The 22,771-nt window shown below is 46.5% G+C and carries 19 protein-coding genes; all 19 read right to left on the reverse strand.

Annotated features, from left to right (window positions below; genetic code table 11):
• Window positions 1–142: 142 nt before the first annotated feature.
• Entirely contained in the window at window positions 143–2,074 is a 1,932-nt protein-coding gene (gene thrS / locus CYJ37_RS15225) for a threonine--tRNA ligase (protein WP_101550497.1), read from the reverse strand.
• Window positions 2,075–2,487: 413 nt separating this feature from the next.
• Window positions 2,488–3,354 (reverse strand): putative sporulation protein YtxC, encoded by an 867-nt coding sequence (ytxC, locus tag CYJ37_RS15230; RefSeq protein ID WP_101550500.1) that lies wholly within the window; start codon window positions 3,352–3,354, stop codon window positions 2,488–2,490.
• Between the two features lie 240 nt (window positions 3,355–3,594).
• Complete coding sequence (gene dnaI / locus CYJ37_RS15235) at window positions 3,595–4,521, reverse strand: primosomal protein DnaI (RefSeq protein ID WP_009791379.1); 927 nt, start codon at window positions 4,519–4,521, stop codon at window positions 3,595–3,597.
• A 12-nt stretch (window positions 4,522–4,533) separates the two neighbouring features.
• A complete protein-coding gene (locus CYJ37_RS15240) occupies window positions 4,534–5,931 on the reverse strand; it encodes a replication initiation and membrane attachment family protein (RefSeq protein ID WP_101550614.1) in 1,398 nt (465 codons plus the stop codon).
• A gap of 107 nt (window positions 5,932–6,038) precedes the next feature.
• On the reverse strand, window positions 6,039–6,497 hold the full coding sequence (gene nrdR, locus CYJ37_RS15245) for a transcriptional regulator NrdR (protein ID WP_009791377.1): 459 nt from the start codon (window positions 6,495–6,497) through the stop codon (window positions 6,039–6,041).
• 105 nt (window positions 6,498–6,602) lie between these two features.
• Window positions 6,603–7,004 carry a hypothetical protein gene (locus CYJ37_RS15250; RefSeq protein ID WP_009791375.1) on the reverse strand — a complete coding sequence of 134 codons (402 nt, stop codon included), beginning with the start codon at window positions 7,002–7,004 and terminating at the stop codon, window positions 6,603–6,605.
• A gap of 259 nt (window positions 7,005–7,263) precedes the next feature.
• Entirely contained in the window at window positions 7,264–7,644 is a 381-nt protein-coding gene (gene speD / locus CYJ37_RS15255) for an adenosylmethionine decarboxylase (RefSeq protein WP_009791374.1), read from the reverse strand.
• 569 nt (window positions 7,645–8,213) lie between these two features.
• Window positions 8,214–9,245, reverse strand: coding sequence for a glyceraldehyde-3-phosphate dehydrogenase (locus CYJ37_RS15260; RefSeq protein ID WP_009791373.1), 1,032 nt, complete (start codon window positions 9,243–9,245; stop codon window positions 8,214–8,216).
• Between the two features lie 235 nt (window positions 9,246–9,480).
• Window positions 9,481–10,095, reverse strand: a complete 615-nt coding sequence (gene coaE / locus CYJ37_RS15265; RefSeq protein WP_101550502.1) for a dephospho-CoA kinase — start codon at window positions 10,093–10,095, stop codon at window positions 9,481–9,483.
• Between the two features lie 21 nt (window positions 10,096–10,116).
• A complete protein-coding gene (gene ytaF, locus CYJ37_RS15270; protein WP_022544264.1) occupies window positions 10,117–10,752 on the reverse strand; it encodes a sporulation membrane protein YtaF in 636 nt (211 codons plus the stop codon).
• 336 nt (window positions 10,753–11,088) lie between these two features.
• On the reverse strand, window positions 11,089–11,916 hold the full coding sequence (mutM, locus tag CYJ37_RS15275; RefSeq protein ID WP_101550504.1) for a DNA-formamidopyrimidine glycosylase: 828 nt from the start codon (window positions 11,914–11,916) through the stop codon (window positions 11,089–11,091).
• Between the two features lie 87 nt (window positions 11,917–12,003).
• Window positions 12,004–14,637, reverse strand: a complete 2,634-nt coding sequence (gene polA, locus CYJ37_RS15280) for a DNA polymerase I (RefSeq protein ID WP_094766915.1) — start codon at window positions 14,635–14,637, stop codon at window positions 12,004–12,006.
• A 197-nt stretch (window positions 14,638–14,834) separates the two neighbouring features.
• Window positions 14,835–15,770: a protease modulator HflC gene (gene hflC, locus CYJ37_RS15285; RefSeq protein WP_009791366.1), complete on the reverse strand. Its 936-nt coding sequence runs from the start codon at window positions 15,768–15,770 to the stop codon at window positions 14,835–14,837.
• Window positions 15,763–16,731, reverse strand: coding sequence for an FtsH protease activity modulator HflK (hflK, locus tag CYJ37_RS15290; protein ID WP_022544265.1), 969 nt, complete (start codon window positions 16,729–16,731; stop codon window positions 15,763–15,765). The genes hflC and hflK overlap by 8 nt, the downstream gene beginning before the upstream one ends.
• A 242-nt stretch (window positions 16,732–16,973) precedes the next feature.
• A complete protein-coding gene (gene pnpS / locus CYJ37_RS15295) occupies window positions 16,974–18,737 on the reverse strand; it encodes a two-component system histidine kinase PnpS (RefSeq protein ID WP_101550506.1) in 1,764 nt (587 codons plus the stop codon).
• Window positions 18,737–19,450 carry a response regulator transcription factor gene (locus CYJ37_RS15300; protein WP_009791363.1) on the reverse strand — a complete coding sequence of 238 codons (714 nt, stop codon included), beginning with the start codon at window positions 19,448–19,450 and terminating at the stop codon, window positions 18,737–18,739. Before CYJ37_RS15300 ends, pnpS begins: the two co-directional genes overlap by 1 nt.
• Before the next feature lie 221 nt (window positions 19,451–19,671).
• Window positions 19,672–20,148 carry a MaoC family dehydratase gene (locus CYJ37_RS15305; RefSeq protein ID WP_009791362.1) on the reverse strand — a complete coding sequence of 159 codons (477 nt, stop codon included), beginning with the start codon at window positions 20,146–20,148 and terminating at the stop codon, window positions 19,672–19,674.
• 106 nt (window positions 20,149–20,254) lie between these two features.
• A complete protein-coding gene (gene mdh / locus CYJ37_RS15310) occupies window positions 20,255–21,193 on the reverse strand; it encodes a malate dehydrogenase (RefSeq protein WP_009791361.1) in 939 nt (312 codons plus the stop codon).
• Between the two features lie 129 nt (window positions 21,194–21,322).
• Window positions 21,323–22,591 carry an NADP-dependent isocitrate dehydrogenase gene (icd, locus tag CYJ37_RS15315; RefSeq protein ID WP_009791360.1) on the reverse strand — a complete coding sequence of 423 codons (1,269 nt, stop codon included), beginning with the start codon at window positions 22,589–22,591 and terminating at the stop codon, window positions 21,323–21,325.
• Between the last annotated feature and the right edge of the window lie 180 nt (window positions 22,592–22,771).

The following is a 22,771-nucleotide window of genomic DNA, read 5'->3' on the forward strand; positions in this document are numbered from 1 at the left end:
ATAGTTTTTGCGGATTTTTTTCTTAATCATTATAATGATTGGCTGTGTTAAACAGAGTTTCACGCAAACGAGCCCAAAATCAACCATTAATAACAAAGTTTAACTAATAAAAAGAGAGGCCGAAGCCTCCCTGTAAAAATTGTTATCTCACTGTATCTTCCTTCAGTGCATCCTTGAATACATCAAATGACATGGTCTCAGACTTCTGCTCGCCGTATTTGCGGACATTTACCGCATTATCTGAAACTTCTTTGTCCCCAAGAACAAGCATATAAGGGATTTTCTGCATCTGTGCTTCGCGGATTTTGTAGCCGATTTTCTCATTGCGGGCATCCAATTCCACCCTGTAGCCTTGAGCCTGGAGCTCTTCCTGAACCTTTTTCGCGTAGTCGAAATGGGCGTCAGGGGAAACCGGGATCACTTGTACCTGTACTGGTGCCAGCCATGTCGGGAACGCCCCCTTATATTCTTCGATAAGGAAAGCTACAAAGCGTTCCATCGTGGAGACGACACCCCGGTGGATGACGACAGGGCGATGCTGCTTCCCGTCTTCGCCGACATAAGAGAGATCAAAGCGCTCAGGCAGAAGGAAATCAAGCTGGGCAGTGGAAAGGGTCTCTTCTTTGCCAAGCGCTGTTTTTACCATCACGTCCAGCTTAGGGCCGTAGAATGCTGCCTCGCCTTCTGCTTCATAGTAGTCAAGGCCAAGCTCGTCCATCGCTTCCTTCAGCATGGATTGTGCTTTTTCCCACATCTCATCGTCATTGAAGTACTTCTCAGTATCCTGAGGATCGCGGTAAGAGAGGCGGAATGAATAATCTTCAATATTGAAGTCTTTATATACCTCGAGAATCAGGTGAACAACGCGCTTGAACTCTTCCTTGATCTGATCCGGGCGCACAAAAATATGAGCATCATTCAAAGTCATTCCGCGCACACGCTGCAGTCCGGACAGCGCACCAGACATTTCATAGCGGTGCATGGTGCCAAGCTCGGCAATCCTGATCGGCAGCTCACGGTAGCTGTGAATGCTGTTTTTATAAATCATCATATGGTGCGGGCAGTTCATCGGGCGGAGGACAAGCTCCTCATTATCCATTTCCATGACAGGGAACATATCTTCCTGGTAGTGGTCCCAGTGGCCGGATGTTTTATATAGCTCAACATTTGCCATAACTGGCGTATATACATGCTCATAGCCGAGCCGCTGTTCCTTATCAACGATATAGCGCTCGACGATGCGGCGGATGGTTGCACCCTTCGGCAGCCACATTGGCAGCCCCTGGCCGACCTTCTGGGAAGTCATGAACAGATCAAGCTCTTTGCCGATCTTCCTGTGGTCGCGCTCTTTCGCTTCCTCGAGCAGGCGCAGATGCTCAGCCAGATCTTCTTTCTTAAAGAATGCTGTACCGTAAATGCGCTGCAGCATCTTATTGTCGCTGTCTCCGCGCCAGTATGCGCCGGCAATGCTGAGAAGCTTGAATTCCTTGATCTTGCCTGTGGAAGGCACATGGACACCGCGGCAAAGGTCTGTGAAATCACCCTGCTCATAAAGAGTGACAGTTTCCCCCTCCGGAATCGCTTCAATCAGTTCAAGCTTGTACTCATCGCCGATTTCCTTGAAGAACTCGACCGCTTCTTCACGGCTAACTGCTTTGCGGTGCACATTAATGTTTTCATTGACGATTTTGGCCATTTCTTTTTCAATCAGCGGCAGGTCTTCCGGAGTCAGTGATTCTTCAAGATCCACATCATAATAGAATCCGCCTTCAATGACAGGGCCAACACCGAATTTGGCGCCCTTGTGCAGGCGTTTGATGGCCTGTGCCATTAAGTGGGCTGTACTGTGGCGAAGAACCTCGAGCGCTTCATCACTGCCCTGAGTGACAATTTCAATGGAACCATCTTCTTCAATCGGCCTGCGAAGATCGTACATTATGCCGTTCAGCTTTCCGGCCAGTGCTTTTTTCTTCAATCCCGGGCTGATGGATGCAGCCACATCCTCTGTAGATGTTCCTTTCGGAAATTCCTTTACAGCTCCATCCGGAAAAGTCAATTTAATTAATTCTGACATGAAAATTCCTCCTTATGTGCTTAAAAAACAAAAAACCCGTCCCTAAAGAAGGGACGAGTTGTATTTAACACGTGGTTCCACCCAAATTCCCAGACGCAAAAAAACACGCAGTCCGGCTTAGTGAGGGATATAACGGTCCCATACCCGCCAGCCGATACTTTGGCCAATGATAACAGCAGCAAATCTTTTCGCCGTCTGCTGCACCCGGCTATTGTTACGGGCGCAAAATCATCGTCCTTTTCCTGGCTGTTGTTCGGAGGCGGTAAGCATTTCATCCGTGCTGGGAAGTTTTCAGCCTTGGCTTCCCTCTCTTTGAACCGTAATGAATACCCTTGTCCTCGTCGCTACATTTGTGGTGTTTGAATTATTATGTACGTTATTATAGTAGTTTATCTTGGAAAAATCAAGGGATTTCAGATTTTCTCCCTTCCTGCTGCAGAGAGGATTTTCTTCAGTTCTATAAAGGCCTCAAGAGGCTGGATGATTACTCTTTCCTCAAAAATATTGCGGACGGTACTGGCGAGCGGACAGTCTGGTTCATCAGAATAAAGATAAATGGCTGACGGTGCCATTGAAAGGAGCGGGGCAATCGTAACAGAGTCGACGTATACTGGATGGTTAAAAAGCAGCCGGCGGTCAACCATCTTCAAGAGCTCAGCCCGCTTGATTTCAATAAGTCCTCCATCATAAAAAGCAGTCTCCTCCCCCATCACCAGATGGACAGCACTGCGCTTAGGGGCCCTGCCCTTCAGGAAGTCCCTCAGCATGTGGATGAACATTTGGTATTCCTGCTCCATTTTATATTCATCTATGGAAAGTGCTGCATATCGTTCAAGCTGGTCCATCATCGGGCGGAGACGGAATTTTACAAAAGAGTCGAACGAAAACGAAGAGATGTCCCCTGTCATTAATTCTTCAATTGCGAGGCTAAGGCTTTCCTCCGGTCCAGGACCGTCCAGAAAAGCAGACAAATCATCCCTGTTTCCCTCCAGGATAGAATGGATGATATCCAATATCTGCTGCTGCTCTTCCTCGTCTTCATAAAAATACTGCTCCGAAAGAATCCTGCGGAACCAGTCATCCTGCTTCGTTTCTATAATAAAATGTGTCATCGCCCTTTTTACCAGGTCTGCCGTCTCCTGCAATCCGCCCGTTTTAATCTGAACAGCATACCCGTCTTTAAGCTGAAGTGATGATATATTAGAGGATGACAGTCCAAGCTCCAGGAGACCCTGCAGTTTCCTCGCATCCTGCTGATTCTGGAAAATGATTTCAATCAATCATATCCCCCCTTGTTTTTTAAACAATATTCGAAGCTGCAGCAAGCGCCGGGAGATATCCTCTCCTTACCTATACGGCTTCCTTCGTTAATATCCCTGATTCCATGTATATGGGAAACTTGTACAATTTAGAAGCAGATGCGGAGCATAACAGGGATAAAAAAGGGGACATATTGGAGGAATGGAATTTGGAGAAAAAATAAAAACTGCCTTTCCCAAGGCAGTTTTCAGATTCATTCTTTATACACGGCGGTTCGGACCGTCAACCAGGACAGGCTCAGACAGGTAGCGGATGCGCTCCATGATCCGGCGCGCTTTCATTTTTTCTTCTTCACCGCGCTGGCTGTAGGTCAGATGATGCTCCAGCCCCTGCATATCAAAATTGGACGTAAAGAAGGTTGGCAGGTTCTCCAGCATCCTGAACTGCAGGATCGGTCCTAATACCTCATCCCTTGTCCAGCTGGACATCGTTTCGGCGCCAATATCATCGAGCATCAGGATCGGCTCGCGCTTGATGGCCTCAAGCTTTTCATTTAAGGTCGAATCTCCGATGCTGCTTTTCATTTCCCTTAAAAGCTCCGGGACATAGACGATCATGGACGAAATCTTCTTCTTGGCAAGCTCATTGGCAATTGCACCAAGCAGAAATGATTTGCCGACTCCGAACTTCCCATAGAAATACAGCCCCTTCTGCCTTGTCCCGGGCTGGTAATTTTCGACGAAGCTTTCCGCTTTATCCACCGCATCCAGTCTTGTATCCAGGTAAACATCAGCGAAGGAGGCGTTGACAATCTCTTTTGGGATATACAGGCTCCGGATCAGCTTCTCATTTTTCTTCCGTTCATCATGAATCACCTTGCGCGGGCAGCGGTTGTATTGGACATCAATGATTCCCCGCCTGATGACCAGTTCAGGATGATATCCCTGCATCATATTCTTGCATTCCCCAAGGCTTGGGCACTCTCTGCATTCCTTGCTCTGCTGGGCATACTCCGAAAGCTTGATCATGCTCCTTTCTGCCATTTCAGCTGTAATTTCTGCGCGGTGCTCCTGCAAAAAAGCTTTTACATCAGGATGGGAGAAAACTTCCTTCTTTTGCTGCTCGTACCTCTTTTGAAAGCTTTCATTACCTGCAAGTTTTTTCAATGTCTCATTGATTCTTTCCATGCTGCCACCTCCTTATTTCCGATACTTTTTAAGCCTTTCCTCTAAGGCCCGCCTTTTTGCCTCATATTCTGAGTCATTGGCGGCAGCTGCTTTTTGCGGCTGCTCTTCCTGCTGCTCATCAAACCAGTCAGGCAATGCTTCTTTTCTGATCGGCTTTTTCGCTGAAGCAGGCTTCGCCTTTTTGCCTTCTGCCCACTCCAGATACTGGCGGTGTTCATTCTTGGCCAGCATCATAGCTTCTTTAACCGTTTTAATCTGTTTTCTTGCCCAATGCCCGGCAATCTTCTCTACATATGCTTTCGTCAGCTTCATATCTGTTTTTAGCATAACATACTGAATGAGAACATTAGCAACGCCTGGATGCAGTTTCTGCTGAAACATAACGTCCTCAATGATTTGCAGATCACCTTTAGAGGGATCTGCCCCGCCGGAAATATCCTTTAACAGCTGGCGCGGGGAAGTGATCTCCATATATCTGATCAATTCTTCTTCCTGTGTTTTCGGCTCAGCGGCTTGAACCTGATGGATGCCTGGCTGAATCCGGTCTATCAGGGAAGGCAGCTGGTCCTGATGCTCAAATTGATACCAGTCACGTGCCGATTTCCGCAGTTCTTCAATATTGATATCATTATCTTCCGTCATTGCACTAATCAGGATGTTTTTCATCTGCAGGGCATCAATCCCATAAAGGAAGGACAGGTTGCTGATGGCTTCCCGGACCTTCGGGGTCAGCGCCGACTTGGGGAGAAGAGATTCATTCAACCCCGCTGCCAGCAGCTCAAAATCAAAGGATGAACCTCCGATTTTTATCTCTTCAGGGCTTGTTCTCCCTATGAAGGTAAATCCCTCTTCAAGAGACAGATCCCTTCCTGTATCTAGGTCAGGGGAGAAAGCTGCAGGATGGCCTGACTCATATACATCCTGAAAGGCTTTAGTCACTTCATCATAACCCTGCATCACGCCGGAATCATGGTCACAGAAAAAGCGCTTGAGCCTCAGAAACTGATTTTTGCCGATTTTGCGGTATAGATAAATGTTAAGCATCCCATCCAGGAAAAACTGCTCCGGACTCAGCGGCGGCTGCAGTTCGTATATAAAAGAGCGGCTGCCCTCCTCATTTTTCACAAAAGCCTTCAAAAGACCAATTCCTTCAAGCTTCAGTCTTGCTTCATAAATTTCCTTTAAGTTCATCCCCATGAAATTCATCAAGCTGTGATGGCTGTTAGATTGAGACCAAAGCCTGTTTTCCTCCAGTTCAGCCCATAACGTCATATATAGACTGAGACAGGCCGCCCCGATTAAGGGCTGATACAACAAAGTCAGAACTTTTCTGTCATAATCATGCAAAAGACCGCTCGCGGCCACTGCATAGCGGTCAATCGGAAGCATTTCTTGCCAATGCTGGGCCATAGCTGCCAACCTTTCTACGATCTTCAGGAAACCAGCCAAAAAAGAGCCAAAGACAGTCTTTAGCTCGGCTCTGGCTGGAGGCACCTCAATGCATCACTTCCAAAAGATCATTGTTCTTTTTTGATTAATTCTTTCAACTCATCGATAAATACATTGATATCCTTGAATTGCCGGTAAACAGAGGCAAATCTGACATAAGCAACCTCATCGATTTTGGCCAGTCTGTCCATGACCATTTCACCGATAAATTCGCTTTTTATTTCAGAAACCCCCTGGCTGCGAAGCTCCTTCTCCACTTCAGATGTCACTTCTTCAAGCTCCTTAAGGGCTACAGGACGTTTTTCGCAGGCCTTGATCAGGCCCCTCAGCATCTTATCGCGGCTGAACTCCTCGCGTGTGCCTTCCTTCTTTACGACAATGAGCGGAATTTCCTCCACCTTCTCGAATGTGGTGAAGCGATAGCCGCATTTCTCGCACTCCCGCCTTCTGCGAATGGAACGGCCGTCATCGACCGGACGGGAATCAAGGACGCGTGTATTGTTATTCTGGCATGAAGGGCATTTCATACAATCAGCTCCGTATCCTCATTCATGTACTTGCTGGCCGTTTCTCTGCACGAAGGCCATTCTGTTTCTATCATATAAAAAACACATCAGCTGTACAAGCTTCCGCTATTCAGCATTCCTGCCGGAACCAAGATATGTAAGTTCTTTATCCAGTCTGCTGTAGAAACCTGTGATTTCCTTTTTCAGGGAAGGTAATGCTCCCGCAGGAGAAAATTGCTCAGTCGATATATTTACATCAATGGCAGACTCCATTCCTCTTACAGACACAATGGTGATAATGGCAAAGTACTTTTTGCCGCGGGTAATTTCCGCAGCCATTTCTCCATGCTCTTTGGCAGAGCTGATCATTTTCACACTGGGGTCCTTCCGCAGAACGTTTTCCGCGGTTTCAAAAGCCTTATTAAAGCTGGCCTTATAGTATCTTGTGCGCAGATTCTCATCCCGATGGCTTTCGCTTGTTTCACACTGTTTTTGAAAGCGGCCGAAAACTGTCCGAAAAATTGACATTCATTCATCCTCCGAGTTATCACTTTTCTCTATTTTAACACAAGAAAAGCGCCAGCGCCTTGTCAAAAACGGGACGCTGCGTCCTGCGGCAGCGTCTTGTGATCTTGAGGGGCAGGAGCTGGGGCTGTACAGCTGCCATAGCTGAAAAAAGTATCTAATCTTTATAGAAGATCATGCTGCCTGCCCTTTCTTCCGGCCAATATAAAAAGAGGTGTACGGATACACCCCTTTGATTTGTCAGTTTATCAGTTTGTCATTTTTATAGTGCGTTTGCTTGAGCTTGCTTAACTTGAACAGGACCCATGCCGCGAGGAATTTCGATATTCTCACGCGTTTGAGCGCCTAACTCTTCCGCAATATAGTCTGCAGCAATGTTAGGATCAAGATCTCCGCATGTGTATACATCAATGCTTGCATAGCCATGCTCCGGGAAGCTGTGGATAGTTAAATGAGACTCGGAAATGATTACCACTCCGCTTACACCCTGCGGCGCAAACTTGTGGAATGCGACTTCGCGGATTTCTGCACCAGACTTTAATGCAGCCCCTACAAATGTCTGCTCAATAAATTCCATATCATTCAACTTTTCAAAATCGCAGCCCCATAGCTCTGAAATAACATGACGGCCCATTGTTTCCATATTCAAATTTCCCCCTTTTTAAAAATACAAACGAATTAATGAGCTTCTTCATTTTTACTGGCCAACAACTACCACGGGGGAAAGTTAGTCCAGAGAGGTCCTAACCCTTTAAGTAGCCATCACTGCCAAAATTCAAGAAGTTCACGAGGAATAGTATACTTTGTTTATATTTTTTTTGCAACAGGAGTTTTTGATTTTTTTAGATGGCTATTTTCCTCATCATTAGATGGTCAACCATTGAAATAAATCAGGACAAAACTGGTTTACTTAAAGGACTATCCTCTAATAATGGAGTGTTGATTTCCGTTCCAGGCACTTCGCTTTCCGCGGGGCGGCGCTGAGCCTCCTCAGAGCAAGCTCTTGCGGGGTCTCAGCTTTGCAGCTGCAATCCCGCAGGAGTCTTCGTGCCTTCCACTGCAATCAACTGGTTTTAGAAATTTTAAAAGGCAAAATCATAATACAAAAAAATAAAAAATAAAAACAGGGTACGGAAGAATTCTTCCGTACCCCTTATGTCTAAATTCAGCGTGCTTTAATAAACAAGCATTGGCTTACAATTTTCCGGTGTGTCAGCCTGCTTTTACTTCTGTTAGTTTTGCCATTTTTCCGGCAACGAAGTTGACGAGGTCGACGACTCGGCAGGAGTAGCCCCATTCGTTGTCATACCAGGCGAGCACTTTTACTTTGTTGGGGCCGATGACCATGGTTGAGAGGCCGTCTATGATGGCAGAGTGTTCATTGGTATTAAAGTCGACAGATACGAGCGGCTCTTCTGTAATATCCAGGACGCCCCTCATGCTTCCTCTGGCTGCAGCTTCAAAGGCATCGTTGATTTCCTCGGCAGTCACTTCTTTATTCAGGTCCACCACAAGGTCAACCAGCGATACATTTGGCGTCGGGACACGGAGGGCCATTCCGTGAAGCTTGCCCTTCAGCTGGGGCAGCACTAGGGAAAGGGCTTTGGCAGCGCCTGTCGATGTCGGAATGATCGATTGTCCGCATGCCCGTGCGCGGCGCAGGTCCTTATGCGGATTGTCGATATTTTTCTGATCGTTTGTGTAAGCATGGACAGTCGTCATCAGTCCATTTTCGATCCCGAATTTTTCATCAAGCACCTTTGCGACGGGCGCAAGGCAATTTGTTGTGCATGATGCGTTAGAAATGATGTCATGCTCATAAATATTTAATGCGCTTTCATTTACTCCCATCACAATGGTGACATCCTCATTTTTACCCGGAGCAGTCAGTATAACCTTTTTAGCTCCTGCCTCTAAATGGAGCGCTGCTTTTTCGCGGGAATTGAATTTGCCTGTTGCTTCTATAACAATATCAATCTCCAGGTCCCTCCATGGGAGTTCAAGGGGATCTCTGCTTGCCAGCAGCCTGATGCGCTTCCCATTTACGACAATTGCATTATTTTCAGGAATCACTTCGCCTTCAAACATCCCGTGATTCGTATCATATTTAATTAAATGAGCCAGAGTTTCAGCAGGATAGCTGGCGTTGATTGCTGCAATTTCAAGGTTTTCCTCCATAATTGCCTTTCTGAACACCATTCTTCCGATCCTTCCAAAACCATTAATCGCTATTCTCGCCATCATTATACGGCCCCTTCCGAATAAGTGTTATACTTATGTTGTTTACCTTTGCTATTAGTATAACATATATAAAACCTTTTGTGCTCCTGATTGTGCACATTTTCAAAAAGTCTAATTATTCAGAATAACATTTTTAGACTTCAGTTCAATATAGTCAGCTTTAAGCCTTTTATGAACGGAAATAACAAAGCACATACTATAAATGTTTTGTTTTTTAAACATAAAAAAGAGGAAGGCATCAGCTCTTCCCCTTTTCCTCCGGCAGCCATAGATCAAGCAGCCCGGATAACTGCTCCTTCGTCTCCTCAATGGTGCCATTATTATTAATAACCGCATCTGCCAGCCTGACTTTTTCAGTAAGAGGCATTTGAGAATTGATGCGGGCCTCCGCTTCTTTTTCACTTAATGAATTACGGTTCATCAGGCGCCTCAGCTGAGTTTCCCCATCTGTATAAACAAGCAATGTCTTATCTGCCAAATGTTCCAGCTTGCTTTCGAACAGCAGCGGTATATCCAGCACTACTAGCTGCTCCCCTTTTTGGATGGCCTGCTCTTTTTTTTTCAGCATTCTCTTGCGGACTGCAGGATGGACAATCGCATTAAGAGCCAGCCGTTCCTCTTCATTATGAAAAATGATGGCCCCGAGCTTTGCCCGGTCAATTTCTCCATCAGGCTGCAGAATCCCGGTTCCAAAGCGGCTGACAATACCGTTATATGCTTCTTCTCCCTTTTCCACTGCAAGCCGTGCTTCCAAATCTGCATCAATGACCGTAACCCCTTTTTCTATCAGCATGGAGGATACGGTGCTTTTCCCGCTGGCGATGCCTCCAGTCAATCCTATTACTAACGGCATATTCTGTCCTTTCCGGACTCGTTATATTTTCCAGATTCCGATGACAATCAGCAAAAGCCCAGGAATAAAAGAAAAGCGCTGCACCCAGCTGCTGTGGCTGAAAATGGTGCCGATTTTCATTCCGGCAAAAACAAATAGCGAGCTCATCGCAGCCACCGCAGCGGCCAGATAGCCGGGAGAATATCCCAGCATGGCGGCTCCTATCCCTGCTCCAAACGCATCCAAAGATAAAGCAAGGCCCAGCATAAATGCTTCAATCCCTGTAATCGTGCCTGATTTATCAAAATCGGCAGCCATGGGCTTTTGCAGGATGTTTATAACAAGGCCTAATGATTTAATTTCAAAATTGACAATCGTTTTCTCATGGGGAAGAACATCTTTTGATTTTTCCGGACGGAAAAACTGGTACAAGACCCAGGCTCCAAGGAGAATCAAAAGAATTCCGCCAAGACTCTCGGCAGCTTGAGGTGACAGAAAACTCTCGATCACATGGCCGATGGTCATTGCTGTTATAAGCGTTATAGCCGAACAGCAGGCAATAATTAAAATCGACTTTAAGGGTATGCTCATTTTCCTTAACCCATATGTCAAGCCAACACTGAAACTGTCAAGACTGACAGCAAATGCAAGCATAAGAAGTGAGAGTGTGTGTACCATGGATCATGCTCCTTCCTCCTGTAAATCGCTAGGATAGTATATGGAAGAAGCCAATCCAATGTTATTAGAAAAGCGGAAGCGGCTTGCCCAGAGCCGACAAGCATAGGACGCGCAAGAATAAAAGGCGTTCTTTGCCTTTAATTCTTGCGCGGCTTATGACTCGAGCACCTAGGAGCCGCAGCTGAATCGAAATGCGGAAGCGGCTTGCCCAGGGACGACAAGCATAAGGCGCCCAGGAATAAAAGGCGTTCTTTGCCTTTAATTCCTGGGTGACTTATGACTCGAGTCCCTAGCCGCTGCAGCTGGACAATCGAAATGCGGAGGGCGAAAGTCCCTCTACTTCACCTGGCACACAGGGCAGAAGACTGTGCCCCGCCCGCCGACGATGATTCTTTCGAGTGTGCTGCCGCATGTTTTGCATTCCTCTCCTTTTCGCCCGTAGACGAAAAGCTCGAGCTGGAACATGCCGATCTGGCCCTGTGAATTCACATAAGACCTGATGGTGCTGCCCCCCTTCTCAACTGCTTCAGAAAGTGTGGCGACAATCTCCTTATGCAGCCTGCCGATTTCATCATCAGAAAGAGAACTGGCCAGCCTTTCAGGGTGGATGCCTGCTCTGAAAAGCGCCTCATCCACGTAGATATTCCCAAGTCCGACGACTGCTTTCTGATCTAAAAGGGCAGTTTTGACCGCTCGATTGGTGCCGGCCAGCCGCTGCTGCAGAAACTGGGGAGTAAATTCTTCCGAAAACGGCTCAGGCCCCAGCTGGGAAAGGGGCAGACTCGCAAACTCCTCTCCCTTGGCAAACAGGTGCATTGTCCCGAACTTCCTTACATCCCTGTAGCGGAGTTCAGAACCGTCTGTGAAATGGAAGATAACATGGGTATGCTTATCCTTGTCCTCTTCTTTTGAATAGAGAGCATACTTGCCTTCCATGCGGAGATGGGAAACCAAAGCATAATCGTCTGTATAAATGATCAAGAACTTTCCGCGCCTTCCGACATCCAGGATAGTCTGTCCGGCAAGCGCATCGGCAAACTGCTCAGCTTCACCAGGCTGCTTGATCATCTTCGGCCAATGGATGGACACTTGCCCGATTTCTTTGCCGGTGACAAGCTCTTTCAATGTTTTCCTGACTGTTTCTACTTCAGGCAATTCAGGCATGATTCATTCTCCTTTCTTCTTTCTTCAGCCCGGGCTGTCGGGAAGGAAGAAAGCGCCCGGCTGTACCCAAGCGCTTGCTTCTTCCTTCTATTTTGCATCAAACCATGTCGGGCCGTATGAGAAGTCGACCTTTAGCGGGACATCCAGATCTACTGTATTTTCCATCACGTCGGGCACAATTCTCTTTAGTATCTCAATTTCTTCCTCAGGCGCCTCAAAGATCAATTCATCGTGCACCGATAAAAGAAGGCGGGACTGCAGTCCTTCTTCCCGAAGCCGATCGGCCATGTCAATCATGGCTTTCTTAATAACATCGGCAGCACTGCCCTGAATGGGCGTATTCATGGCTGTCCGCTCTGCGAAGCTCCTTAGATTGAAATTCCGGCTCGTAATCTCGGGAAGATATCTTCTTCTGTGAAGAAGTGTCGAAACATATCCCTTCTGTTTCGCCTCCTGGATGATATCGTCCATATACTCGCGGACTCCGGGATAGCTTTCCAGATAGCGGTCGATGAACTGCCCGGCTTCCTTCCTCGTAATCCCCAGGCTTTGCGACAATCCATAATCGCTTATTCCATATACAATTCCAAAGTTGACTGCTTTAGCGTGGCGCCTCATGTTCGAAGTCACTTCGCCTTCTGAAACATGGAATACCTCCATAGCTGTCTTTGTATGGACATCCTGATCTTCACGGAAAGCCTCGATCAGCTTTTCATCGCCAGCAATATGCGCAAGGACCCTTAGCTCGATCTGGGAATAGTCGGCTGCAAAAATGACCCAGCCTTTTTCAGAAGGTACAAATGCCTGCCTGATCTTTCTGCCCTCTTCCAGCCGGATCGGGATATTCTGCAGGTTCGGATCCGTAGAGCTGAGGCGCCCCGTTTGTGTGAGTGCCTGATTAAAGCGGGTATGAACCTTCCCTGTTTTCTTGTCCGTCACCTTCAGCAGCCCTTCAATATAAGTCGACTGCAGTTTGCCGAGCTGCCTGTACTGCAGGATTTCCCTGATGATCTCATGCTTATCTTCCAGCTTTTCCAGAACATCAGCAGAAGTAGAATATCCTGTCTTTGTCTTTTTGACAGGAGGCAGGCCGAGCTTTTCAAAGAGGATGACCCCAAGCTGTTTAGGAGAATTAATGTTGAAAGCCTCACCCGCGAGCTCGTGGATGCGCTCTTCAATATCGCCCAGCTTCTGATTGATCTGTTCTCCCATCGCCTGAAGCCTTTCAAGGTCGACTTTGACGCCCTGCGACTCCATATCAGCCAAAATAAGCGAAAGCGGCATTTCCAGATCATAAAAAAGCTCATACTGCCTGTTTTCCTTTAACTCATCTTCAAGCTTGTCCCTAAGGGCTTCCAGGGCTGCAGCTTTTCTGGCAAGATGCCCTGCCAGCTCTTCCTGTGCCGGAATCTTTCTTTTCGCACCTTTCCCGTAGACAGCATCATCCGTCTGTACACCATTGTACCCATGGCGTTTGGCAACAGAAGCAAAGTCTTCGATTGATTCTGACGGATTGATGATATAGGAAGCGATAAGAAGGTCAAACTCCACTCCTTTTAAGTGGATGCCGTGATGGCGCAGGGAAACCTCCGTTCGCTTGGCATCATAGACAATCTTCGTTTTAGATTCGTCCTCGGCCCATTTCTTAAAGGTCTCAGAGCTTAGTGCAAGCTCAGCGGGAATAAAATAGACCCCATTTCCGCTTGCAGCCGAGAAGCCGGCTATTTCGGCGGTATGATAATTCTCTTCAAGCATCTCGACATAAAAAGCAGTTTCGTCTGCAAATAAATCGTCCAGGATGTTTTCTGCTGTTTCAAACTGGATATCTTCAAGGGGCGCAGCAGTTTCTTCTGGTAATTCCCCGCCAATCTTTTCAAGTAGCGAGTTGAATCCGAGATCTTTGAAAAGGGAAACGACTTTGGCCTGGTCGTAGCCTGAATAGCCCACATCTTCTACCTTCACTTCAACAGGCGCTTCCCTTGTGATGGTGGCAAGCTCCTTGCTCATCACTGCCAGATCTTTGTGCTCCTCAAGCTTTTCCTTCAGCTTCTGGCCGCTCACACGATCGATGGATCCAAGCAGGTTCTCAAGCGTTTCAAATTCCTTCAGCAGCTTGATGGCTGTTTTCTCTCCTACACCGGGCACCCCTGGGATATTGTCTGAGCTGTCCCCCATCAGGCCTTTCATATCAATGATCTGGCCAGGCGACAGGCCATATTTTTCCCGGATATGTTCCGGAGTATATTCTTCTATATCCGTTATTCCCTTGCGGGTGATTCCGACGGTAGTATGTTCAGAGCTTAACTGGGTCAAATCCTTATCCCCGGAAATGACTTTTACCTCGAAGCCCTCCTGCTCTGCCTGGAGGGAAAGTGTGCCGATGATATCATCCGCCTCATAATTTTCAAGCTCATAGCGCGGAATCTGATAAGCATCAAGCAGATCACGGATGAAGGGGAATTGTTCAGACAGCTCCGGCGGAGTTTTTTGCCTGCCTCCCTTATATTCAGTGAATGTTTTATGGCGGAATGTTGTTTTTCCTGCATCAAAAGCAACCAGAATATGAGAAGGATCCTCATCCTCCAGGATGCGCATGAGCATCATCGTAAAACCGTAAACCGCATTTGTATGTATGCCTTTGTCATTATTCAGCAGCGGAAGCGCGAAAAAGGCCCTGTATGCAATACTGTTTCCATCAATCAATACAAGCTTTTTAGCCATTGGTCCATCCTCCTTGCAGCGTAGTTCTTTGAAAGCCCGGAAGCGCACTCTTGTTCAGCGCTGCCGCATCTTCAGCCAGTCAAAATACCCCTCACCCTGGCAGAAAAGTAGCTTATCATAAAAAAACCGTTATTCTTCTTTCATTTTATCACGACTGGATAAAGAAAGAAAAATAACGGCGCGCAGCTATTTGCCTGCTAGTTTGTATACCCCATCAACAGGCGGGCATACGGCGAATCGGAAGGAAGCACAATAACAGACTCCCCATTGATCGTCTTTTTATAAGATTGAAGTGTTCTGTATAGAGAGTAGAAATCAGGATCTTTTGAAAACGACTGATTGTAGATGCGGGCAGCTTCTGCCTCACCCTCCGCCCGGATCGTTTCTGCTTCAGCCTGTGCCTTTGAAAGCATCTCTTTAACGTTCATGTCTGTTTCTGCTACAATCCTGTTATTTTGCGCATCACCCTGTGAAAGATATTCCTGTGCCTTTGTATCCCGCTCGGAAATCATCCTTGTGTATACAGACTGCTCATTTTCGCTTGGCAGATCGGTCCTTTTCATCCTGACATCCGTCACAACGACCCCATACTGGTCCCTGGACAGCATCTCATTCACCTGTTCAGTGATCCTGTCATTGATTGAACCGCGGGAAGAGGCTTCTTCATCAGTGATGATGTCCTCATATTCCAAATTTCCAAGCTCTGCCCTTACCACCGAGTAGATGAATTCTTCCATTCTTGACTCTGCTTTTTCCATCGTCTGGGCATTTGCAATCAGCTTCTTGGGATCCTCGATTCTCCAAACGGCATAATTATCAATAATGATCCTTTTCTTATCTTTCGTATTAATTTCCGCTTCATTGACATCATAGGTCATCTGATACTTAGGCAGGGAAGTGACACTCTGGATGAAAGGAAGTTTATAGCTGAGTCCGGGATCCTTCTCAATCCTGACTACTTCTCCAAACTGGCGGATAACCCTGTACTCGCCTTCCTTCACGATAAAGAGGTTGGCAAAGACCAGAATCAGTGCTGCGATGACAACTACAAGAAAAATTCCTGCTTTAATATAGTTTCGCCATTGAAACCCGTTTCCGCGCTCATTTATATTCACTACATTCTGATCATCCATTGCTTTCACTTCCTTCCTCTGCCGGTGCCTTAGGCTGCTCCTTCTCAAGAGGCCTGATCGGGAAATATTTCATGGTATTCCCGTCATCATTCATGATATAGATTTCAGCACCGGGAAGAACCTGCTCAAGCGTTTCGAGCACCAGCCTCTCCCTTGTGATATCAGGGCTGTTCTTATATTCCGCGTACAGCTTATTGAATACGGCTACATCACCAGTCGCTCCCTGGATCCTTGCAGTTTTATCTCCTTTTGCCTTGGAAATCATGGCATCCTCTTCACCGGCTGCCTCATTCATTCTCTTATTCTTATATTTCTTGGCTTCATTTATTTTAGTATTCATCGTCTCACGGGCATCTGTTACATTGGTGAATGCCTTGCGGACTTCATCATTGGGAAGTTCGACATCCTGAAGTTTGACTGCCAGTATCGATATGCCAATATCATATTTTTCAATCAAAGAAGTCAGCATCTCTCTGACATCCCCTTCGATTTGCGCCTTGCCTGAGGTTAAGGCGTCATCGATCTTAGAATTGCCTATGATGCTTCTTAATGAGGCAGAAGTTGCATCATACATGACTTCCTCAGGATTATCAGCATTAAAAAGGAATTTTTCAGGATTTGTAATTTTCCATTGCACCACAAGGTCTGCATGGACTATGTTCTCATCCCCTGTAATCATCTTTGTATCTTGAGGATGTTCCTTTACCTTCCCATCTTTTTCTTCATAACCGAATTGAAGGCTGAAGGTTTCTTTCGATAGCTTTTCTACTGATTGAATTGGCCATGGCATTTTAAAATGCAGTCCAGGCTCATTGATGCCCTGTTCCACTTCACCGAATGTCAATATGACAGCCTGTTCAGATTCGTCGACTGTATACCAGGTCGTGAATGCTGCAATGCTCAGTATGATAATCAGGACCGCGAGGCCTAATATCGTATAAATCCTTTTTAAACTGACCATTCCCCTGCTCCCCTTTCTGTTTTTATCTCTGCCTCTTAATACGGCTGTATAACAGAAAGGTTTCAATATGATTACAAAAAAGCTGAATAAATGGCGAAAGACGAAAGCGGGGTCTGCTTTCGTCTTTCTGGTTTGGCTCCTTGGATGAAGGGGTTTTTCATAAATGATTGTATCAATGGAATATTAAGGCACAATAAACACCATGTAAAGAATGTGTAAACTTAAATCCATATGTACGCATTTTATGAAATTTCCCTGTGCAGCTGCACTTTAAAAGTTGTCCCCTTCCCCACTTCACTTTCAACCGTAATGCTGCCTTTGTGGGCCTCAACGAGATGCTTAACGATGGCAAGGCCAAGGCCAGTGCCTCCGGAATTCCTGCTCCTTGCTTTGTCGATCCTGTAGAACCGTTCAAAGATCCGGGGAATTTCATCCTGGTCAATTCCCATGCCTGTATCCTTAACCTCAACCTGGACCTTATCTTCCTTTTCCTCCAGCGATACGGATATTTTTCCGCCCTGCGGAGTATAAGTAATGGCATTGGTCAGCAGGTTGATGAACACCTGCTTCAGACGGTGAGGATCTCCCTTGATCCACCCATTTCCCGATTGATCTGAATACTCTATATCAATAGCCTTATCCTTTGCTTTTCCATTCAGTATTGCCAGGCATTCGCCAAGCAGGCTCGAAAGATCCATCTCCTGGACAGAAAGCCTGAACCCCTGCTGTTCTGTTTTGGAGAGATCCAGCAGATCCTGGATGAGCGACTGGAGGCGGTCGCTTTCTTTCAATATAATGTCCAGGAAAGCCGATAACGCTGCTTGATCATGCATAGCACCATCAAGCAGTGTTTCTGAAAAACCTTTAATAGAGGTGATCGGTGTCTTCAGCTCATGAGAAACATTAGCGACAAAGTCCTTTCTCATCTGTTCGAGCTTTTTTAATTCCGTTATATCATGGAAAACAAGCAGGATACCTTTCCATACATCATTCGTTCCGATGATCGGGACTCCATACACCTCAAAATGCTTGCGCTCAATTGCAACCGGGATCACCATTTGCTTTCTTGTTTTCTGTTCTGTCATGAAGATATCTTCAACCAGGTCGGTTATTTCTTTTTGTTCAATCACTTCATAATAAAGATTGCCGACATAGCCGTGAGGCTCCAGGCCGAAGATTTCATAGTATGGCTTATTCACAAGGCTGATATAGCCCCTGCTGTCAATTAAAATAAGGCCGCTCCCCATGTTTTCAATCAGGGTTCCCAGCCGGTCCTGCTGCATTTCCTGGGCCTTAACCATATCCTGCAGATTTCTGGCAAGGACATTGATCGAGGAGCTGAGCATACCGGTTTCATCTATATTATCCTCATACGTCCTTGCACGGTAATTTCCTTTTGCAAGTTCAATGGCGACGTTAGTAGCTGATTCAATTGGCTTCGTATATCTCGCAGCAATCTTTGAGCCCAGGAGGATGATGACTGCAAGTGCAAGCCCGAGGCTGACAGTCAATATCCACCAAATCTGCCTGTAGGCTTTTTTCAGCTCTGTCATCTGTGAGCTGAGAAATATATAGCCTTCATTTGCTCCATCCTGGATAATCGGCTTCCAATAATAATGCAGATCAAAGCCGCCTTCAACCTCGAAGACCTCCTCATCTCTGCCTGTTTTGCTTAGGATTCCCTGTATAATCCCTTCATGCCTGCTATCAATGCTTTCTCTTTCACCTTTGCTGTCATAACGGATGGTGCCGTCAGCATTGACAATGGTGACACGGACACCCAGCATTTCCCCAAAATCGAGGATGGTTTTTTGGCTCAGCGCATCAATCCCCCCGCTGTCTTCAATATATGTAGAAAGCATCTCACTTTCCTTGATGAGCCTTTCATCGAATGACTTAAGATAATAGCTTTTAAACAGCTGGCCCAGCAGGAGGCCCAAACCTACCAAAACAGCAATGATAAGCGTGATCAGGGCAAAAAGAAGCCTTGTGCGGAATTTGGTCATCAGCCCTTCGGCTCCTCCAGTTTATAGCCCAGCCCCCTGATTGTTTTTATATAAGCCGGCTTTTTCGTATTCTCCTCAATCTTTTCCCGCAGATGGCTGACATGTACATCCACGATTCTTGTATCGCCTGCGAAATCATAATTCCATACAGCACTCAGCAGCTGGTCCCTCGTCAGCACCCTGCCTTTATTTTGGGCAAGGTAAAGCAGGAGTTCAAATTCCTTCGGTGTCAGTTCCAGCAGTTCTTCCGAGAAAAATGCCTCATAATGCTCCGGGAAGATCTTCAGCCCGCCTATCCGGATAGAATCAGAATCCTCTTCAGCCTGCTCCTGCTGCCCGGCCGTCAGCTGAGTCCTGCGCAGGATTGCTTTTACCCGGGCAACAACCTCTCTCGGGCTAAAAGGTTTTGTCATATAATCATCAGCGCCAAGCTCCAGGCCAAGCACCTTATCAAATTCATCATCCTTTGCAGTCAGCATGAGGATGGGTGTATGTATTTTTTCCTGGCGAAGCTGCTTGCAGACCTCTATGCCATTGAGCTTTGGCAGCATTAGATCCAGCACGATCAGATCCGGCCTTTCCTGCAGGGCAAAATCCTTGCCGGACTCTCCATCCATTGCAGTGATTACCTCATATCCTGCCTGTTTCAGGTTATACTCCAAAAGGGTGACAATGGATTGTTCATCATCAACTACTAGCACTTTTTTATCCATAAAGGCCTCCAATAATCTATATTACCCCTGTAAAAACCCCAAGTACCACAGCTCTATTATAATATATGGGGCCGGAGGAAAAGCAATAAGGAATATTCCGGGATAAGAAATATGATTTTCAGGATGTCTCACAACCGGTGGACAGTCCGAGCATGAGATTTAAGCTAAAAAAGATTAAAAAGACCCGGAATGCTTCCATTCCGGGTCTAAATATTGTCTATTTAAAAGTTATCCAATGCGCTGCCTTCCATTCCTTCCAGGCGGTATGGAGGGCATACAAGGAGAGAACCGCTTAATGCGAGTTCGCCTTCTTCCGTGATGGCCTCCACTTTGATTGTTACTGTATGGCTGCTTTGATTTACGTCATCCACCAAAAATAGAAATTCGATGACAGAATAATGGAACACAGGTTTATGATACTCAATCTCCTGTTTAAGAATATGAGAACCCGGACCAGGCAAATACTTGGAAACCGCCGAAGATATGATGCCATTCAGCATGATATTGGGTACTATCGGTTTTTTATAAGGCGTCTGGGAAGCATAGTCATGCTGGATATAAAGAGGATTTGCATCATTGGTCAAGCCAAGATAAAGCAGCAGATCCTTATCCTCTATTTTTTCTGTTAATGTCAGCTTTTCCCCTGCTGTTATTTCTTCAATTCTCCTGCCCAGTTTGCGCTTTTTTCCTAGAAGCAAGGAAGAGCACCTCCAATTATTGTAATCGTTTTCATTTTTAAGTTTGATAATTCAGTTATTTATTTTTAAAAAAATCGGGGGTATTCCCCCCCGATCTGATTGTTTATCAAGCAAGCACATCCATTACATTTCGGACAGCTTCTGCCGATTTATCCAGCGCAGCTTTTTCTTCGTCTGTCAGTTCCAGTTCAATGATTTTTTCGATCCCGTTCGCCCCAAGAATGGTTGGAACGCCAAGATAAATGCCTTCATAACCATATTCCCCTTCAAGATAAGCAATGGAAGGCAGCACCCGCCGCTGGTCTTTAAGGATTGCTTCGCACATCTCCACCAAAGAAGCAGCCGGAGCATAATAAGCGCTTCCGTTTCCAAGAAGGTTAACGATTTCTCCTCCGCCTTTGCGTGTCCGCTCAACGATTGCATCCAGGCGGTCCTTCGGAATCAATGTTTCCAGCGGAATGCCCCCTGCATAAGAATAGCGGACAAGCGGCACCATGTCATCTCCATGTCCGCCAAGGACGAAGCCTGTAATATCCTTAACAGAAAGGTTAAGCTCCTGGGCGACAAAGGTGCGGAAACGCGCCGTATCAAGGATGCCTGACTGGCCTATTACCCGGTTTTTCGGGAAGCCTGACTCTGTGAAGACCGTATAGGTCATGGCATCAACCGGGTTTGTCAGGACAATGATATAGCTTTCAGGAGAATATTTTACAATTTCCTGCGCGACGCTTTTCATGATTTTTTGGTTGGTCTGAACAAGGTCGTCGCGGCTCATGCCAGGCTTGCGTGCAATTCCGGCTGTAATCACCACGATATCGGAATCCTTCGTATCTTCATAGCTGGATGTGCCTGTTATATTGGCATCAAACCCCTGTACAGGACTTGCTTCAAGCATATCAAGCGCTTTTCCTTTTGTAGGGTTTTCCATTTGAGGAATATCCACAAGGACTACATCCCCAAGCTCCTTTTGGGCAAGCAGGAAAGCTGTCGTTGCTCCGGTAAATCCTCCGCCGATTACAGAAATCTTTTTGCGTTTCAATGTCATGACATGTTCCCCCTTAAGGAATGGTTTGGTACGCAGCCTGCAGCTGGCAGGGCAGCGGCCGGATATCTCCGATTATGTAAGAGGCCGTCCTCTGATGAGAACCGGCCTCCTGAAAAGTTCCTGCTGGTTTTACTTCATGTTCTTGATCAGCTCATCGCCGAACTCAGAACATTTCACTTCTGTCGCACCGTCCATCAGACGCGCAAAGTCATAAGTCACAACTTTTGATGCAATTGTATTTTCCATGGATTTGACGATTAAGTTCGCAGCTTCAGTCCAGCCAAGATGCTCAAGCAGCAATACGCCTGACAGGATAACTGAAGATGGATTAACTTTATCAAGACCGGCATACTTAGGTGCAGTGCCGTGGGTTGCTTCAAAGATTGCATGTCCTGTTACATAGTTGATATTTGCTCCAGGAGCGATTCCGATGCCGCCTACCTGTGCAGCCAGTGCATCAGAGATATAATCTCCGTTCAGGTTCATTGTAGCCACTACATCAAACTCGCGCGGACGTGTAAGGATCTGCTGAAGGAAGATATCGGCAATGGCATCCTTGACGATGATTTTGCCTGCAGCTTCTGCATCAGCCTGTGCATTATTGGCAGCTTCTGTCCCCTGCTCTTCTTTGATGCGGTCATACTGGGCCCAAGTGAATACTTTGTCGCCGTATTCCTTCTCAGCCAACTCATAGCCCCAGTTTTTGAATGCGCCTTCTGTGAACTTCATGATATTGCCTTTATGTACAAGCGTTACTGATTTGCGGCCTTCCTTGATGGCATAATCAATAGCTGCACGGACTAAACGGCTTGTGCCTTCTTCAGACACTGGCTTGATGCCGATTCCTGATGTCTCAGGGAAACGGATCTTATTGACGCCCATTTCGTTTTGAAGGAAAGTGATCAGCTTCTTCACTTCATCAGAGCCTTTTGCATATTCAATCCCTGCATAGATATCTTCCGTATTTTCGCGGAAAATAACCATATCAGTATCCTGAGGACGCTTGACTGGAGATGGGACACCTTCGAACCAGCGTACAGGGCGCAGGCAGACATACAGGTCAAGCTCCTGGCGAAGGGCAACGTTCAATGAACGGATCCCGCCTCCGATTGGAGTTGTCAGCGGACCTTTAATCGCAATCAGGTATTCGTTGATAAGTTCAAGCGTTTCAGATGGAAGCCATTCGCCCGTCTGGTTGAATGCCTTTTCACCTGCAAGAACCTCTTTCCAGACGATTTTGCGCTCGCCATTATAAGCTTTCTCAACTGCAGCATCCAATACTCTTGATGCTGAAGCCCAAATATCCGGTCCAGTTCCATCTCCCTCGATAAATGGGACGATAGGATTGTTAGGCACGTTTAAAGCGCCGTTCGTTACAGTAATTTTTTCACCTTGCATGGTTTCTCCCTCCAAATTCTTAAGCATAGGCCGGCACACATCACCCCGGCAGCAGAGACCAGCGGGAAAAAGCTGGCCGGAAATGCCGATCGGTGCGCGGTTTTCTCCAGGAAACGGAAGTTTAAAAGTGCAGCCTATCATTCTATCATGCTGCCATCCTATCCTCTTTAAAAAGAGGCA

Source organism: Bacillus sp. UMB0728, from assembly GCF_002858875.1.
Lineage (GTDB): Bacteria > Bacillota > Bacilli > Bacillales > Cytobacillaceae > Bacillus_AB > Bacillus_AB infantis.

What these genes read in the sequence shown, in the direction of transcription:
- CYJ37_RS15260 (WP_009791373.1), bottom strand. Translation starts at nt 9,245, where the DNA reads ATGATGGCGAGAATAGCGATTAATGGTTTTGGAAGGATCGGAAGAATG.
- polA (WP_094766915.1), bottom strand. Translation starts at nt 14,637, where the DNA reads ATGGCTAAAAAGCTTGTATTGATTGATGGAAACAGTATTGCATACAGG.
- hflK (WP_022544265.1), bottom strand. Translation starts at nt 16,731, where the DNA reads ATGGTCAGTTTAAAAAGGATTTATACGATATTAGGCCTCGCGGTCCTG.
- dnaI (WP_009791379.1), bottom strand. Translation starts at nt 4,521, where the DNA reads ATGGAAAGAATCAATGAGACATTGAAAAAACTTGCAGGTAATGAAAGC.
- coaE (WP_101550502.1), bottom strand. Translation starts at nt 10,095, where the DNA reads ATGCCGTTAGTAATAGGATTGACTGGAGGCATCGCCAGCGGGAAAAGC.
- mutM (WP_101550504.1), bottom strand. Translation starts at nt 11,916, where the DNA reads ATGCCTGAATTGCCTGAAGTAGAAACAGTCAGGAAAACATTGAAAGAG.
- nrdR (WP_009791377.1), bottom strand. Translation starts at nt 6,497, where the DNA reads ATGAAATGCCCTTCATGCCAGAATAACAATACACGCGTCCTTGATTCC.
- icd (WP_009791360.1), bottom strand. Translation starts at nt 22,591, where the DNA reads ATGCAAGGTGAAAAAATTACTGTAACGAACGGCGCTTTAAACGTGCCT.
- mdh (WP_009791361.1), bottom strand. Translation starts at nt 21,193, where the DNA reads ATGACATTGAAACGCAAAAAGATTTCTGTAATCGGCGGAGGATTTACC.
- CYJ37_RS15250 (WP_009791375.1), bottom strand. Translation starts at nt 7,004, where the DNA reads ATGTCAATTTTTCGGACAGTTTTCGGCCGCTTTCAAAAACAGTGTGAA.
- CYJ37_RS15240 (WP_101550614.1), bottom strand. Translation starts at nt 5,931, where the DNA reads ATGGCCCAGCATTGGCAAGAAATGCTTCCGATTGACCGCTATGCAGTG.
- ytaF (WP_022544264.1), bottom strand. Translation starts at nt 10,752, where the DNA reads ATGGTACACACACTCTCACTTCTTATGCTTGCATTTGCTGTCAGTCTT.
- thrS (WP_101550497.1), bottom strand. Translation starts at nt 2,074, where the DNA reads ATGTCAGAATTAATTAAATTGACTTTTCCGGATGGAGCTGTAAAGGAA.
- speD (WP_009791374.1), bottom strand. Translation starts at nt 7,644, where the DNA reads ATGGAAACAATGGGCCGTCATGTTATTTCAGAGCTATGGGGCTGCGAT.
- hflC (WP_009791366.1), bottom strand. Translation starts at nt 15,770, where the DNA reads ATGGATGATCAGAATGTAGTGAATATAAATGAGCGCGGAAACGGGTTT.
- CYJ37_RS15300 (WP_009791363.1), bottom strand. Translation starts at nt 19,450, where the DNA reads ATGGATAAAAAAGTGCTAGTAGTTGATGATGAACAATCCATTGTCACC.
- pnpS (WP_101550506.1), bottom strand. Translation starts at nt 18,737, where the DNA reads ATGACCAAATTCCGCACAAGGCTTCTTTTTGCCCTGATCACGCTTATC.